Below are 16,400 nucleotides of genomic sequence, written 5' to 3' on the forward strand. Positions count from 1 at the left end.
CACCGTTGTCAGTCCACTCACCAGGAATGGGCTCACCAGTCTCGGGGTCAACGATGGACGGCGTCGCGCCCTCCTCAACACCCTCAACCTCGACCTTCTCACCCTGCGTCGGCGGAACCACCGGAGCCTCCGGAGCAGTGGTATCCACCACCACACCCACCGGATCGGACTCGTTCCCAGCCGGATCGGTGACAACGACCTCAGCCTTGTCACCCTCGGTCAGCGGGGTCTCCGGAACGAACGTCCAGTTACCACCACCATTGTCAGTCCACTCACCAGGAATGGGCTCACCAGTCTCAGGGTCAACGATGGACGGCGTCGCGCCCTCCTCAACACCCTCAACCTCGACCTTCTCACCCTGCGTCGGCGGAACCACCGGAGCAGCCGGAGCCACCGCGTCCACAGTCACCAGGGACTGCGGGCTGGTGTTGCCGGAGGGCATCGTCGCCACCGCACCGACGACGGTGCCGTCGACCAGTGCCGGATCGAACGGAACGGAGAACCGACCGTTCTGGTCCGCCTCCACCACGGCCAGTTCCTCACCGGAAGGCTCCAGAGTGAGGCGCACGCTGGCGCCAGGAAGGGTGGAACCGGTGATCACCGAACCATTGGTCGGGTTCAGCACCGGAGCATCCGGCACTCGGGTGTCGATGGTGATCGACGTACCGTCGGAGGCATTGCCCGCCGGGTCGGTCGCCACCGCGGTCACGACCATGCCATCGGTCAACGCCGGGTCGAAGGTGCAGTTGAAGGCACCAGAGACCGGGTCGGTGATCACACGGCACAGCTCGTTGCCCTCGGAGTCGGTCAGGGTGACCGTCGAGCCCGGCTCGGCAGTACCACTGACACTCGACCCGTTGGACGGGTTGAGGACCGGTGCGTCCGGAGCAGTGGTGTCCACCACCACACCCACCGGGTCGGACTCGTTACCGGCCGGGTCGGTGACAACGACCTCAGCCTTGTCACCCTCGGTCAGCGGGGTCTCCGGAACAAACGTCCAGTTACCGTCGCCGTTGTCAGTCCACTCACCAGGAATGGGCTCACCGGTCTCGGGGTCAACGATGGACGGCGTCGCGCCCTCCTCAACACCCTCAACCTCGACCTTCTCACCCTGGGTGGGCGGAACCGTCGGGTCAGCCGGCGGGGTCTGGTCAATCTCGACCGTCACCTTCTCCGACTCGTTACCGGCCGGGTCAGTGACAACGACCTCAGCCTTGTCACCCTCGGTCAGCGGGGTCTCCGGCACGAACGTCCAGGAACCAGCACCGTTGTCAGTCCACTCACCAGGAATGGGCTCACCAGTCTCGGGGTCAACGATGGACGGCGTCGCGCCCTCCTCAACACCCTCAACCTCGACCTTCTCACCCTGCGTCGGCGGAACCACCGGAGCCTCCGGAGCAGTGGTATCCACCACCACACCCACCGGATCGGACTCGTTCCCAGCCGGATCGGTGACAACGACCTCAGCCTTGTCACCCTCGGTCAGCGGGGTCTCCGGAACAAACGTCCAGGAACCACCACCATTGTCAGTCCACTCACCAGGAATGGGCTCACCGGTCTCAGGGTCAACGATGGACGGCGTCGCGCCCTCCTCAACACCCTCAACCTCGACCTTCTCACCCTGCGTCGGCGGAACCACCGGAGCAGCCGGAGCCACCGCGTCGACCACGACCAGGGCCGGGTCGGACTCGTACCCGTTCTCATCCACCGCGGTCACCACGACCTCGGTGCCATCCTCCAGCGGGAGGCTCGGCACGAAGGTGAAGGAACCGTCGGGGTCCACCACGAGCGAGCCGGGAATCTCGTTGCCCTGCCCGTCCTCGAGGCGAACGGTCGCACCCGGATCGATCTGACCGGTGACGTCCTTCCCGTTGGACGGGTTGACCACCGGAGTGGACGGAGTCGCCACGAACTCCACCGTCGCACTGTCGTCGGCAACCGCACCATCGATGGTGAAGCTGATGGTGGCCGTGCCCGGGGTCAGCGAGGACACCGTGGCGGTGTACGTGCCATCTCCGTTCGGCACAGCCGCAGTGGCGGTGCCCACGGTGGTGGTGACGGACACGGGGTACTCATCCGTGACCACGTTGCCGAAGCCGTCCTTGAGGGTCACGGTCACCGTGCTGGTGTCCGTGCCGTTCGCCTGAACCGGGGAGGTCGCGGCGATGCTCGACTCAGAGGTCGAGGCCTCGCCGGCGGTGAAGACCAGAGTCTTGGTCTCACCGATCCGGTCGGCGCCGAGCGTCACCGACACCGGGTACTCCCCGGCGATCTCCGACGTCAGGGTCAACGTGACCTTGCCCTCGGCGTCAGAGACGTAGGGACCGGACTCGGCCACCGTGATGCCGGTGGGCAGGTCGAGCCCAATGGTGGCTCCCGAGACCGGGTTCCCGTTGGCGTCGTTCACCTGCACGACCGCGGTGAACGCCTCCCCGGCAGGGAGCGGCCCCTCCGGGGTCACGGTCCAGCTCGACGCGGTGGCCGAAGCGGCCCCGTTCACGAACTCGACGGTCTGCCCGCTACCCGACACCTCAGTGCCGTCGATGGCAGCGGTCACCGCGAACTCACCCGCCTGCGTGGAGGTGATGTCGACCGTGGCCACACCGTTGGCCCCCGAGACGGCGGTCGGCGCGCTGAGCTGCGGGCCGTCCGCGACACCGAAGGCCACCGTGGCGCCTTCAACCGGGTTGCCGTAGGCGTCGGTGACCTTCACCGTCGCACGGTGCGCGGACTGACCATCGGCCTCCACCGCACCCGGGGTGACGGTCATGGCGGACGTCTCCGCAGAGGCCGCACCGGCGGTCCAGACCACCTTCGCCCCCTGGCCACCAACGAGCTGCCCATCGATCAGGGCGCGCAGCGTGAACTCACCAGCGAGGGTGGAGTTCACCGTGGTGACGGCATTGCCGTTCTCGTCCGCGTAGGCGGAGAGCTGGGTCAGTCGCGGCTCGGTGACCACGTTGCCTGCCGCGTCGCGCACCTCGAAGGTGACGGCGGTGGTCGGCACCGGGTTGCCGTTGGCGTCCTGAGCCAGGACGGTCGCGGTATAGGTGTTGTCGCCCTCACGACCCACCGACAGCGGACCCTCAGGGGCCACGGTCAGGGTCGAGTCAGCGGCACTCACCGAACCGGTCACGAAGGTGACCGTCGCCGGGCTGCCGTTCAGCAGCGGCTCGCCGTTCACGGTTGCGGTGACGTCGAAGGAACCGGCGGTCGTGGAGACGACGTTGAGTTCCGCGACTCCAGCCGAGTTGGTGGTCTTGGTCGTGCTTCCTCCACCGGCGGCGGCAATGCCTCCGCCCGGGAGCTGGAACGCGACCTCGGCACCGGACACCGGGTTACCCAGGCTGTCACGCACGGTGGCAGTCAGGGTGTGAGCGGCCGCCCCATCGGCGAGCCGACTGCCCGAGGTGGCCGACAGAGTCGACTTGCCGTCCTCGGTCAGGTCCGGGGCACCGGCGATCCACGTGCGGTTGAGAGCCGGCAGCGGCTGCGCCGTGCCATTGACCGTGAGGTACGCGGTCAGACGCGAGGTCTGAGCCACGGTGGAGGTGAAGTCCACAGCCATCCGGCCGTCGGCATCGGTGGTCCCCACCAGCGGCTGCTCGGCCACGGTGGGCTCAGCAGTGATCACCACGGTCACACCCGAGACAGGGTTGCCTCCGGCGTCCCGCGCCTGCACCACACCGGTGTACGTCGACTCCGCACCGGAGCCTGCCGCCAGCGGTCCCTCGGGAGAGATGGTGAACGAGGACTGTGACATGTCCACGACACCGGCAGAGAACGCCACCGTGGCCGGGGAACCGTTGACGATCTGCACGCCACCCACCGACGCGGTCACGTCGTAGGTGCCGGCAGTACTGGAGACCACGTCGAGCGCGGCCACACCGGACTCGTTGGTGCTCACCGTGGTCGAACCGCCGGCGGCGACAGCGAGGCCCTCGGCGAGAGCGAAGTCGACCTCGATGTCCGGCACCGGGTTGCCGTACTGGTCCACCAGCGTGGCGGACACCGTGTGCGGGGTGTTGCCGTCGGCGATCCGGGTCCCGGTCGTGGCCGACAGGTGCGATCCACCCTCCGCGCTCAGGTCCGGAGAGCCGGCCGTGAACACCAGGGTGTGCGCCGAACCGATCCGGTCGGCACCGACATAGGCCGACACCGGGAAGGATCCGGCGGTGGTCGAGGTCAGGTGCACCACGACCTGCCCCTTGTCGTCGGACAGGTACGGACCCGACTCGACGACCGACACACCGGTCGGCACCGTGAACGACACCTCCTGTCCGGCGCCGACGGCGTTGCCCGTGGCGTCGTTGAGCTGCACGGTGGCGGTGAACTGCGCGCCGACCTCCTGCGCACTCTCAGGAGTGACGGCCCAGGAAGAACGCGCCGCGGAAACAGCTCCGGTGATGAACGTCACCGTGGCCGGGCTGCCCTCGGTGATCTGCTCGCCGTTGACCGTGGCCGTGACCTCGTACGTGCGGGCGGTGGTCGAGGACACCAGCACCCGGTAGGTCCCGTCCGCGCCGGTGGTCCCGGTGACCGAACCGGTGGGAGTCAGGCCCTCCGGCAGGGAGAACTCGACCTCGGCGCCCTGAACCAGGTTCCCGAAGGCGTCGACGGCCTTGACCGTGACGGAGTGAGTGGCCTTCCCGTTGGCCTCGACCGCACCGGTGGAAGCGGTGATGGACGATCCGCCCTCACCCACGACCGGCGCGCCCGCCACGAAGGCGAAGGACACTCCGGCACCCGGCTGGACCGCGACACCGTTGACCGAGGCGGTCACGGTGGAGCTGCCCGCGGTCGAGGAAGCGAGGTGCAGCAGGGCCACACCGTCGGCACCCGTGGTCACCTCGGTCGAGCCCAGTGCGACCGCCGTGCCATTGATCGCGAACTGGACCGGCACACCAGCGACCGGGTTGCGGTTCGCGTCGATCAAGGTGACCGCAGCGGTGTGCACGTTGTCGACGCTCTCGACGACCACGGTCGCCGGGTCCGAGACCGTCCGGTTCCCCGTGGTCTGCGCGGTCAGCGCCGAGGCGCCCGCCGCGAGATCCGGCGCTCCGGCCGCGTAGACCGCGGTGACGGTGCCGATGACCAGGTCCCCGTTGTAGCTGACGGTGACCGGGTGGTCACCGGCGACGGTGGAACGCACGGTGGCGGTGTAGATGCCCGGCGTGCCGGTCTCGGTGAAGGCAGAGACCGTCACACCCTTCTGGGTGCTGGTTCCGGCCAGGTCGCCGGCCGAACCGGTGACGCCGTTGCCATGGGCATCACGAAGCACCGTGGTGATGGTGTGCGAGGCGACGCCGTCGGCCGCACGCGGGTCCTGGTCGTCGATGCTGACCGAGGACAGTCCCTCACCCACCACCGGGGCACCCGCGACGAAGTTCACCGTCTTGGGCGACTCGGGCAGCTCGGTGGGCGAGCCGTTCTGCACCACGAAGGCGCGAATGTCCGCGCTCATCAAGGTCGTGGCGGTGAAGGTGGCGGTGTAGGTGCCGTCACCGTGATCGGTGACGTCCGAGACCTGCACGCCCTCGGGCGCGGAGAAGGAGACGTCGGCACCGGCCATCGGCTCGCCTCGCGAGTCGTTGATGGTGGCGGTGGCCACAGCCGCCTGCGTGCCGTCCGCGGTGACCCGCAGCGGCTCCAGAGTCCAGGAGGACCGGCTGGCGTCGGCACCGGACGAGTAGGTGTACTCGACCGTCAGGTCGCTGCCACGCGTGATCGCCGAACCCGGGATCGAGACCTGGCGGGTGTTCAGGTTCACCGAGGAACCGGGCACCTCGGCACCGGTCTTCGTGTCGACGACCTTCGCGCCGACCAGGGACCAGCCCTCGGGGATGGTGTTGTTGGCGACGCTGACGTCCTGGCCGACGTTCGACACGGCGTGCGACACCGGCGAGTAGGTCAGGGCGTTGGACAGCGAGGGCCGGAAGGTGACCGAGTTCGCCGAGGGGGCGGTGGTCGAGATCGGCCCGGTGAGCTGGTAGCCGAAGTCACCGTCGGCGACCTCGTTCAGCGTGGTGGCCGCGACCCGGATCACGGCGTTGGCGATGGAGACCCGGTAGTCCTCGATCTCACCGCGGTTCACCCAGGGGGTGGTGTTGGCCGCTGCCGAGCCCTGCGCGGGCTGGTACTGGCCGTTGGTGTTGTCCGGCTCGGTGATCGAGTCGGCATCGGTCGCCACCGCACGCAGCCAGGTGGACGACAGTCCACCGGCGGGGTCGGGGCTGGTGGGGACCTGCAGGGTCGCGACGGCGTCGTCGGCACCCGCGTAGAGGTACTTCTGCGCCGCACTTCCGGCCTGACCGGTCGTGCTGGTGCTGTTGGTGCGGAAGTCGGACGGACTGTTCGTCGCCGCCAGCCAGGCGGACAGCTGGGCGTTGCCCGCCGCGTCGCCCTGCAGGTTGCCGATCACGTCGTACTCGTTGCCGACCGCCAGGATGGTGGTGTTGTCCTGCAGCGCGATCCGGCCGTTCGGCCCGGCGATCGCAACACCGTCGTCGGTGGCGTGGTTGTTGGTGGTCGAGCCATCGGTGAACTCGCCACGCGTGTCGCCCAGACGCAGCGTGCTGTCCGGGTCGTAGTCGTACAGCCGCGGGCCCTGCTGGGCAGCGGTGGAGGAGAAGGCTGCGTCACCCCACGAACCGGTCCCGGCGGCGTAGACGCCGAAGTCGGCCGAGGTGACCTCCATCGGGGTGTTCACCGTCACCGTGGAGAGGATCGGCATCGCGTCCAGGTTCTCGGTGCCACCGATCGCCCCGACGCTCGGGTCGGCCGCGGGCATCGCGATCCGGCCCTCACAGGCACCGGAGGTGTCCCGGAAGTCCCCGCGCAGGCAGTGCGCAGTCACCGAGTTGATCGAGCCGCTGGAACGGCCGGCGGCGTAGGTCTGCACGGCATTGACACCGTTCACCTGCGGCTGGGCCAGCCGGACCTGGTAGGTCTTGCTGGACGAGTTCAGGATGAAGGAGTAGTTGCCGGCGCCGTCGGTCTGGCGGGTCCCGAGCAGGGTGCCCGCGTCGTCGTAGAGCGCCACGGTCTGCCCGGCCAAGCCGGTCTCGCCGGAGTCGATCACACCGTTGCCGTTGGCGTCGTTGTACACGACACCGTCCAGCACCGGGGCGGTCTGCGCCGCGGCCAGGTCCTGACCCAGCGAGGTGTCGGAGGTCCTCGCCTGGACGACCATCGACAGCGGGTCGACCCGGACGATTCCGGCCGTCGACCAGTCGCGGGTGGCCTGCAGGTAGAGCTGGCCGTTGTGGAAGGCCATGCCGTAGAAGCCGTCGGAGACGTAGTTCGAACCGTCGGCGTTCTTCATCTGACCCACGACGTTGTAGCGCCACTGGGCCTGGTCGGCACCGGGAACCACACGCACCAGGTACACGGTGTTACCCGCGCCCTTCACGGTCAGGTAGAAGTTGCCCTCGGCGTCGATGGCCATGTCCGAGGCGACGTACCCGCTCGGCCAGCAGCCGTCAGCGGCGGCGAAGATGTCGTCGGCGGCGGTGTTCGGCACCAGTTTGCCCGACCCGCGGGTGGTCCCGGTCGTCGGGTCGTAGATCGCCAGGCGGAACGACGCGTTGATGCCGGCGCACTCACCCGAGGACAGGTACAGCTCACCGGTGCTCTGGTAGACCTCACCACCGGACCAGTAGTTGTAGGCGGTGCTCAGGCCCGAACTCACACGCGGCGTCGGCACGAAGTGCACCTTGCCGGTCGTCTGACCCTCGTCATAGGCGGCGATGGGGATGTAGTCGGTCCACGGGGTCGGGTAGCCCGCGGGCCAGTTCCCCACGGTCCGCCCGTCGCCCCAGGTCCAGGCGTACATCCGCGGCGTGCGCTCACCATTGGCGCCACCACCATCGACCGCCAGCGTCGACAACGGGTCACCTGAGATGTACGGACCGGGAGAAGTCATCACCGGGGTGGTGCGCGAACCAGTGACCACACCCTGGGCGGAGTCCTCGGTCAGCGGGTAGGTGAAGTAGTACGTCCCCTGCCCACCCCACAACGCGTACTCGTCATACACGAACGGAGACGGCAGCGGCTGAGCATTCCCCAGGTCCAGAATCGGGGCAGTGGTCGCAGCCGAGGCGGACGAGGCCGTGAGCACCGTCCCGCTCAGGAGAGTCCCCGCTCCGAGGGCGAGAGCGGTGCCGGCGGCCAGCAGCCGCCGCACCGTGCCCCGCTTCCGCGGTGATGTTGGGACCGCCTGGTTGGCGGTCCCCCTGATTGTTCTACGCATCGACCCTCGCTTCGGTTGCACGACTGACGTCGCCCTCACGGGCACACGGATATCCCGGTCACTGTCGGCGCCGAATCAGTGCAGGCGTGCCTCTGCACGGTCTCTCACGGGGCCAAACACGTGGATCACGTGTCTCTAGGCCGTCAGTCACGGGCTTCAAAGGCCCCAATAGCCGCGCTCCACACTGAGCGCACACTGACCTCCCCCGCGCGGACACTCACCAGCACGCAGACGAGCCCGGCACACCACGGGGTGTGCCGGGCTCGTCAGGGACGGGCAGAGTGGCTCAGGGCAGCGGACGACCGCCGGTGACGCCGATCCGGTCGCCGGTGATGTAGCTGGACTCCTGCGAGGCGTAGAACACGTACGCCGGGGCGAGCTCGGCAGGCTGCCCGGCCCGTCCGAGCGGGGTGTCGCCGCCGAACTGTTCGACCTTCTCCGCCGGCATGGTCGCCGGGATCAGCGGGGTCCAGATCGGGCCGGGGGCGACCGCGTTGACCCGGATGCCGTCCTCGGCGAGCTGCTGCGCCAGGCCCTTGGTGAAGTTCCAGATCCCGGCCTTGGTGACCGCGTAGTCGATCAGCTGCGGGCTGGGCTCGAAGGCCTGGATCGAGGTGGTGTTGATGATGCTGGCGCCCGCGGACAGGTGCGGCAGCGCGGCCTGGGTGATCCAGAACATCGCGTACAGGTTGGTGCGCAGCGTGCGGTCGAGCTGCTCGGTGGTCAGGTCCGCGAGGCCACCGTCCTGGGACATCTGGAAGGCCGCGTTGTTGACCAGGATGTCCAACCCGCCGAACTCGGCGACCACCGACCCGGGCAGCGAGCGGGCGTGCGCCTCGTCCCGGATGTCGCCGGGCAGGGTGAGCGCACGGCGGCCGGCCTCGCGGATCCAGCGCACGGTCTCCTGCGCGTCGTCCTCCTCCTCCGGCAGGTAGGCGATCGCCACGTCGGCACCCTCCCGGGCGAAGGCGATGGCGACCGCGCGGCCGATGCCGGAGTCGCCGCCGGTGATCAGCGCGCGCTTGCCGGCCAACCGACCGGAGCCCACGTAGCTGCGCTCGCCGTGGTCCGGCTGCTGGGACATCTCGGCCGTGTGGCCCGGGTGCTCGATGGTCTCCGCGGGCTGCTCCGGGGTCGGATGCTGGGTGCGGGGGTCCTGGGGAGTGGTCTGGTCGTTCATGCCTCTCCATCCTCCGCGCGTCGCGCGATCCCGCCACTCGTGACGCGACTCACCGACTGTCTGCACAGGCCAGACACACCTGTGCCACGGCGTACCCCCGCCGTGCCGCCTAGGGTTGTCGCGGCGCGGGACCTGCGAGCCCGCGACGGACCTCCTGGAGGACAGATGGACACCGACGGCGACTACGTCGAGATCTGGGGCGACCGGCTCTCGCTGCGCGACCTGCTGATCGCGCTGGCGGCCTGCGCGGTCCCCACGGTCGCCGCGGTCTGGCTGGGCTCGCTGGCCGGCGGGCAGCCGCTGTTCTGGGGTCTGGGCGGCGCCGCCCTCGGCTTCGCGATCGCCTGCGTGGTGATCCGGCCGAAGCGGGACGTGCGGATCGTCGACGACCCGGGCACCGACTGACCACCGCTCCGGCCCCGTTCGCGCCGCCCCCTCCCCGGCGCCACCCCTGACCCCGAGAGACCCGAGTGGACCTGACCCTCCTGCTGCCGATGGTGCTCGCCGCGCTGGCCGCCGTCGTGCTGTACACCCTGATCGGCTTCGTGCCCGGCACCGACGAGACCTCGGTGCTGCTGCCGGTCACCCTGACGCTGGTGCTGGCCGGGGTGGACCCGCAGGTGGTGCTGGCGTTCTTCATCGCCGCGGTGGTCACGCTCAACCTGACCAACTCGATCCCCACCGCCCTGGTCGGCCTGCCCGGTGGCGTGCTGTCCGCGCCGATGATCGACCACGCGCTCACCCTGAAACGGGAGGGTCTGGCGGCGCAGACCATCCGGAAGATGGCCGCCGGGTCGGTGATCGGCACCCTGGTGTCGGTGCCGCTGGCGCTGCTGATCGCCGGGGCGATCGCGCCCTATGCCGAGGACCTGCGCCGGCACGGCTCGCTGCTGTTCGTGATCGGCGCGGTGGTGCTGGCGCTGATCGGCAAGAACCGGATCCTGTCGCTGCTGTCGATCGTGCCGCTGATCCTGCTGTTCCAGGGCGTCCAGGCGCTGTACCGGCAGGTCGGCATCCTGGCCGCGGACGGGACGATCACGGTGTCGTTCTTCCTGTCGATCACCGCCGGCCCGCTGCTGCTGTCGCTGGCCGAGGTGCTGAACCCGGCGCTGCGCCGGTCGATGCCGCGGGCCGGGCGCACCCCGGTGGTGATCGGCCGCGAGGAACTGAAGGGCCAGTCGCTGAGTCCGCGCAAGCTGCTCACCCGCGCCGAGCTCGGCACCAGCGCCGCGGTGTCCGCGATCTCCACCCCGCTGTTCTTCCTCAGCCCGGTGGCGCTGACGCTGCTGCTCGGTGAGGCGGCCGGCACGAGGGCGAAGGACCCGGGCCAGCGGTCCAGCCGGGCGATCACCGCGATGGCCGCGCTCGCGCACTCCACCTATCTGGCCGGGCTGATCATCCCGCTGCTGGCGATCGGGCTGCCGCTGTCCCCGGTGGCGATCGGCCCGGCGAATGCGCTGTTCAACGCACCGCCGGTGTTCACCCTGGACCACAACCTGCACCACATCCTGAACACGTCGCAGTTCATCGTCGCGGTGGTGGTCGGCGGGGCGATCGCGCTGGTGCTGTCCTACGTGCTGGCGGTCCGGTACTCGTTCCGGCTGACCGCCATCGTGACCCGCCGGGTGCCGCACGAGGCGGTGCTGGCGGTGTTCCTGGTGTTCGTCCTGCTGCTCGCGTACCTGGACGCGGGATGGATCAATGTCTTCGCCGTGCTGCTGGTCGGCCTGACCTGCGGCACTCTGAACCGGATGGGTGTGAGTTACGGGGTGCAGTTCATGTCGCTGTACGCGGGCCCGTGGCTGATCACCCAGCTGATGTGAGGAGCCGATGATCGAGAACCGCACCGGCACGGGGCACACCCGCGCCAAGGTGATCCTGACCGGGGAGCACGCCGTGGTGTACGGCGAGCCCGCCATCGCGCTGCCGTTGGCGAGCCTGCCGATGCACGCCACCGCGCGGCACGAGCCGGGTCCGCTCGCCCTGGAGTCCGTGCTGTACTCCGGGCCGCTGGCCGACGCCCCGGAGGAGCTGGCCGCGCCCCGCGCCGCGATCGAGGCCACCCTGGATCATCTGGGCCTGCCGCACCGCGACCTCACACTGAGCACCGAGTCCAGCATCCCGGCCGCCCGCGGACTCGGGTCCTCGGCCGCCACCGCGGGGGCGCTCGCCCTGGCACTGGCCGACCTGGCCGGGCGGACGCTGACCGCGCAGGAACACTTCGACCTGGTGCAGGTCGGTGAGCGGGTCGCGCACGGCAGCCCGTCCGGCCTGGACGCCCGCACCACCGCCTCCACCGTGCCGATCTGGTTCCAGGGCGGGGCGATGCGCCCACTCGACCTGCACCTGAGCGCGCACCTGGTGGTCGCCGACACCGGCGTGCACGGCCGGACCCGGGTCGCGGTGGCCGATGTGCGCTCGTTCCGGGACCGGCATCCCGCCCGCGGCGCCCAGCTGATCTCCGAGCTGGGTGCGATCACCCGGGAGACGGTGACCGATCTGCGGCTGGACCGGCCGGTGCTGCTCGGCGAGCGGCTGACCCGGGCGCACCAGGCGCTGGCCGAGCTGGGCGTGAGTTCGCCCGAGCTGGACCGGTTGCAGCGCACCGCCCTGGACGCCGGGGCGCTGGGGGCCAAGCTGACCGGTGGTGGCCAGGGCGGATGTCTGCTCGCGCTCGCCGCCGACGCCGCCTCCGCTGGTACGATCGCCGCTGCTCTGCGCCGCTCGGGCGCACCCCGCACGTGGTTGCACCGGATCGACGCGCGGCAGCCCTCCACGTCCCAGGTGCCTCTCGCATGACTGCTCCCGCGACTGCCGTCGCGCACGCCAACATCGCGCTCGCCAAGTACTGGGGCAAGCGCGACGAGGCGCTCGCCCTGCCGGCCACGTCCTCCCTGTCGCTGACCCTGGACGCCTTCCGCAGCACCACCACCGTGGTCCCGGACGACCCGGAGGCGCAGGCCGCCGGTGCCGACCTGGCCACCCTGGACGGCGCCCCGATGACCGGGAACTCGCTGGACCGGGTCCGGCGCTTCCTGGACCTGGTGCGCGAGCAGGCCGGTGGCGGCGGCTACGCCCGGGTGACGTCCACCTCCACCGTGCCGATCGGTGCCGGGCTGGCCTCCTCCGCCTCCGGCTTCGCCGCGCTGGCCGGGGCCGGTGCGCGGGCCTACGGCCTGGACCTGGACGACCGGGGACTGTCCCGGCTGGCCCGCCGCGGGTCCGGGTCGGCCTGCCGATCGGTGTTCGGCGGACTGGTGGTCTGGCACGCGGGCACCGACGACGCGAGCAGCTACGCCGAGCCGGTGCCCGGCGGTGAGCCCGGTGGGGCACTGGACCCGGCGATGGCCGTCGTCGTGCTCAACCCGGGCGTGAAGTCGGTGTCCAGCCGGGAGGCGATGCGCCGGACCGTGCAGACCTCGCCGTTCTTCGCCGGCTGGGTGGAGTCCACCGAGCGGGACGTGATGCTGATGCTGGACCGGGTCGCCGCCGGTGACCTGGCCGGGCTGGGCGAGCTCGCCGAGTCCAACGCGCTGCGGATGCACGCCACGATGCTCGGCGCCCGCCCGCCGGTGCGGTACTGGACCGGGCAGACCGTCGCGGTGCTGGACGAGGTGGCCGCGCTCCGGGCGGACGGGCTGGCCTGCTGGGCGACGATGGACGCCGGGCCGAACGTCAAGGTGCTGTGCGCCGCCACCGACCTGGACCGGGTCGCCGCGGCCCTGGCGAAGGGCGCCGACGGCGACCTGGACCGGTTGGTGATCACCGCCCGGCCCGGTCCGGCGCTGAGCGTGGCGGGGGCGATCGCATGATCGAGACCCGCGCCCACGGCAAGCTGTTCGTCGCCGGGGAGTACGCCGTGGTGGAGGCCGGGTACCCGGCGATCCTGATCGCGGTGGACCGGGCGATCACCGTCCGGCTGGCCCCCGCCGAGGACGCCGGCTCGATCACCTCCGACCAGTACGGCCGGCTGCCGATCGTCTGGCGGCGCAACGGCCACCGGGTGGTGCTCGACCACGACTCCCGGCCGTTCGACTACGTGCTGGCCGCCATCGCCGTGGTGGAGCGGTTCGCCACCGAGCAGGGCCGCACGCTGTCCTTCTACGACATCGAGATCGCCAGCGAGCTGGACGACGACTCCGGCCGCAAGTTCGGGCTCGGGTCCTCCGCCGCGGTCACCGCCGCCACCGTGCGGGCGCTGGACACCTTCTACGAGCTGCACCTGCCGACCGACAAGCTGCTCAAGCTCGCCCTGCTGGCCACCATGCGGGTCAACCCGATGGGCTCCGGCGGCGACGTCGCGGCCAGCCTGTACGGCGGCTGGATCCGCTACGCCGCGCTGGACCGGGAGTGGGTGCGGCTGCGACTGGAGACCGGCACCCCGCTGACCGACCTGCTGGCCGCCGACTGGCCCGGGCTCGCGGTCCGGCGACTGCCCACCCCGGCCACGATGGACCTGGTGGTCGGCTGGACCGGGCAACCGGCCTCCACCACCCGGCTGGTCGAGGCGATGCAGTCCCGCAAGGGCGCCGCCGAGTCGCACTACCCGGACTTCCTGGCCGAGTCCCGGGACTGCGTGGACGCCCTGGCCGACGCCATCGCCCACGACGACGCCCCGGCCGCCAAGGTCGAACTGCGCCGGGCCCGCCGCCTGCTCACCTCACTGGCCGGCGCCGCCGGGGTCGACATCGAGACCCCCGCCCTGCGGGCACTCTGCGAGGGGGCCGACGCGGTGGGCGCCGCGGCCAAGTCCTCCGGGGCCGGCGGCGGCGACTGCGGCATCGTCCTGGTCGACCGCGGTCTGGACCTCAGCCCGATGATCGCCGCCTGGGAGTCCACCGGGGTCCGGCACCTGGACCTGCGCGTCGCGGAGCCGATCCTGTGACCGCCGAGCCCCCGATCGAGCCCACCGCCACCCCCCACTCGGCGGCGGAGCGCGACGCGGTCCGCAAGGCCGACCACGTCCGGCTGGCCTCCGCCCAGCACGCCGAACCCCGGGCACACGACCTGGACCACGTCCGGCCGATGAACCACCCGCTGGCCGCCGGCAACCGGGCCGCGGTCGACCTCGCGGTGCGCGGCCGGGTGCTGGCCTGGGACGTGCCGCTCTACATCAACGCCATGACCGGCGGCACCGAGCACACCGGCACCATCAACCGCGCCCTGGCCCGCGCCGCCCGGGAGACCGGCGTCCCGATCGCCAGCGGCTCCACCGGCATCCTGCACCGCGAGCCCGCCGCGATCCCGTCGTTCCGGGTGCTGCGCGAGGCCAACCCGGACGGCTTCGTGATGGCGAACATCAACGCCAACCTCAGCCCGGAGCAGGCCCGCCGCTCGGTCGAGATCCTGGAGGCCGACGCGCTGCAGGTCCACCTCAACCCGGCGCAGGAGATCGTGATGCCGGAGGGCGACCGGGACTTCACCCGGTGGTCGGACAACCTGGCCGCGATCGTCGAGGGCGTCGGCGTCCCGGTGATCGCCAAGGAGGTCGGCGCCGGGATGTCCCGCGGCACCGTCACCGCCCTGCGCGACCTGGGCGTGGCCGCCGTCGACGTCTCCGGCCGGGGCGGCACCGACTTCACCGCGATCGAGTCCGACCGCCGCACCGACGGCGGCATGGCGTACCTGGCCGGCTGGGGACAGTCCGCGGTCGAGGGCCTGCTGGACGCCGCCGACTGCGACGTCGACCTGCTCGCCTCCGGCGGCCTGCGCCATCCGCTGGACGCCGTGCGCGCCCTGGCCCTCGGCGCCCTGGCGGTCGGGGTCGCCGGTGGCTTCCTGCGCACCCTGCTCACCGACGGCGAGGTCGCCCTGGTACAGCGGATCGAGACCTGGCTCGGCCAGATCGGCGACCTGATGACGCTGCTCGGCGCCCGCACCCCGGCCGACCTGCGGCACACCGACCTGCTGCTGACCGGGCCGGTGCGGGAGTTCTGCGAGCTGCGCGGGATCGACCCGGGGGTGTACGCGCGGCGGTCGGGACTGTGAGCAGGTACGCGCACATCCGCTGATGTGCGGGTTCGTGCACGGACCGGCTCAGAACGGACGTCAGCGAGAGGCGTCGGCGCGGTGGGCGATACGCACGACCAGGAGCACGCGGCTCTCGTGGTCCAGGGCGAACAGGACCCGGTAGTCGCCCGGCGCGCACGACGCAGACCTTCGAGCTCATCGCGCAGCGGCTTCGGCATCCGCTCCGGGTTCTCCGGAAGGGTGCGGGTGACGAACTCGACCACCGCCGCGGCCACTCGGGGCCGGAGCCGGTCCAGCGATCGGAGGGCGCTCGGCGCGACCCGGACCGTCCACGGCCGCTCGGTCACAGCGGCGGCAGGCCGTACCGGGCGCGCAGATCCTCGCCGCAGACTGTCGTGCCGTCGGCAGCCGCGGCGTGCGCACCGGCGACCTCCTCGCGGATCGCGGGCTGCGACAGCCAGTACAGGGTCTCGTGCAGCGACTCCACACCTGCCGGCGTGCGGCCCGTGACCCCTCAGCCCCTGCCTCCGACGGGCGCGGCGGTCACGCGGCCGGCCGGTCGAGCAGGTGGTCACCGAGGTGCGCGGTCAGCGCCCGGACCGCCTCGGGCACGAGCGTGTAGTACGCCCACACCCCACGCTTCTCGCGGGTGACGAAGCCTGCCTCGGCGAGGACCTTGAGGTGGTGGGACACGGTCGGCTGGGACAACCCGACGGGCTCGGTGAGGTCGCACACGCACGCCTCGCCGCCGTCGTGCGCGGCGATGATCGACAGCAGTCGCAGTCGCGCGGGGTCGGCCAGCGCCTTGAGGGTGCGGGCGGTGCGCTCGGCGTCCTCGGCGCTCATCGCCGACCCCGTCACGGGGGTGCAGCAGCCCGACGCGGTCGCGGTCACCGGAAGCAGATCGAGAGCCATGGCCCCATCCTGCGCCACTCATAGACGGATGTCGATGTTGACAGTCGTCGATGTCTGCGCCACGCTGCCGGTATTGACGATCAT

10 protein-coding genes are annotated in these 16,400 nt (G+C 70.9%); 6 read left to right on the top strand and 4 right to left on the bottom strand.

The features are described from left to right. Both HGA03_RS14605 and HGA03_RS14610 read right to left on the bottom strand, forming a co-directional pair. On the bottom strand, window positions 1-8,035 hold an 8,035-nt coding region (locus HGA03_RS14605), incomplete at its 3' end, for an Ig-like domain-containing protein (protein ID WP_168631033.1). A gap of 502 nt (window positions 8,036-8,537) precedes the next feature. Beyond that, a complete protein-coding gene (locus HGA03_RS14610; protein WP_168631034.1) occupies window positions 8,538-9,431 on the bottom strand; it encodes an SDR family oxidoreductase in 894 nt (297 codons plus the stop codon). 165 nt (window positions 9,432-9,596) lie between these two features. Here HGA03_RS14610 and HGA03_RS14615 point away from each other — a divergent pair, with 165 nt between their 5' ends. The 6 genes from HGA03_RS14615 to fni all read left to right on the top strand — a co-directional run bounded on the left by HGA03_RS14615 (window position 9,597) and on the right by fni (window position 15,419). Further along, entirely contained in the window at window positions 9,597-9,836 is a 240-nt protein-coding gene (locus HGA03_RS14615; RefSeq protein ID WP_168631035.1) for a hypothetical protein, read from the top strand. 65 nt (window positions 9,837-9,901) lie between these two features. Further along, window positions 9,902-11,254, top strand: coding sequence for a tripartite tricarboxylate transporter permease (locus HGA03_RS14620; RefSeq protein ID WP_168631036.1), 1,353 nt, complete (start codon window positions 9,902-9,904; stop codon window positions 11,252-11,254). Between the two features lie 7 nt (window positions 11,255-11,261). Further along, window positions 11,262-12,230: a mevalonate kinase gene (mvk, locus tag HGA03_RS14625; RefSeq protein ID WP_168631037.1), complete on the top strand. Its 969-nt coding sequence runs from the start codon at window positions 11,262-11,264 to the stop codon at window positions 12,228-12,230. After that, window positions 12,227-13,243: a diphosphomevalonate decarboxylase gene (gene mvaD / locus HGA03_RS14630; RefSeq protein WP_168631038.1), complete on the top strand. Its 1,017-nt coding sequence runs from the start codon at window positions 12,227-12,229 to the stop codon at window positions 13,241-13,243. The genes mvk and mvaD overlap by 4 nt, the downstream gene beginning before the upstream one ends. Continuing rightward, window positions 13,240-14,316 (top strand): phosphomevalonate kinase, encoded by a 1,077-nt coding sequence (locus HGA03_RS14635; protein ID WP_168631039.1) that lies wholly within the window; start codon window positions 13,240-13,242, stop codon window positions 14,314-14,316. The genes mvaD and HGA03_RS14635 overlap by 4 nt, the downstream gene beginning before the upstream one ends. Beyond that, entirely contained in the window at window positions 14,313-15,419 is a 1,107-nt protein-coding gene (fni, locus tag HGA03_RS14640) for a type 2 isopentenyl-diphosphate Delta-isomerase (RefSeq protein ID WP_239073516.1), read from the top strand. The genes HGA03_RS14635 and fni overlap by 4 nt, the downstream gene beginning before the upstream one ends. A gap of 325 nt (window positions 15,420-15,744) precedes the next feature. Here the strand turns inward: fni and HGA03_RS14645 are convergent, their stop codons facing one another. Both HGA03_RS14645 and HGA03_RS14650 read right to left on the bottom strand, forming a co-directional pair. Further along, on the bottom strand, window positions 15,745-15,888 hold the full coding sequence (locus HGA03_RS14645; RefSeq protein ID WP_168631040.1) for a hypothetical protein: 144 nt from the start codon (window positions 15,886-15,888) through the stop codon (window positions 15,745-15,747). A gap of 56 nt (window positions 15,889-15,944) precedes the next feature. Continuing rightward, window positions 15,945-16,316, bottom strand: a complete 372-nt coding sequence (locus HGA03_RS14650; RefSeq protein WP_168631041.1) for an ArsR/SmtB family transcription factor — start codon at window positions 16,314-16,316, stop codon at window positions 15,945-15,947. Window positions 16,317-16,400: the final 84 nt, after the last annotated feature.

This window comes from Cellulomonas denverensis, assembly GCF_012396125.1.
GTDB classification, from domain to species: Bacteria; Actinomycetota; Actinomycetes; order Actinomycetales; family Cellulomonadaceae; genus Cellulomonas; species Cellulomonas denverensis.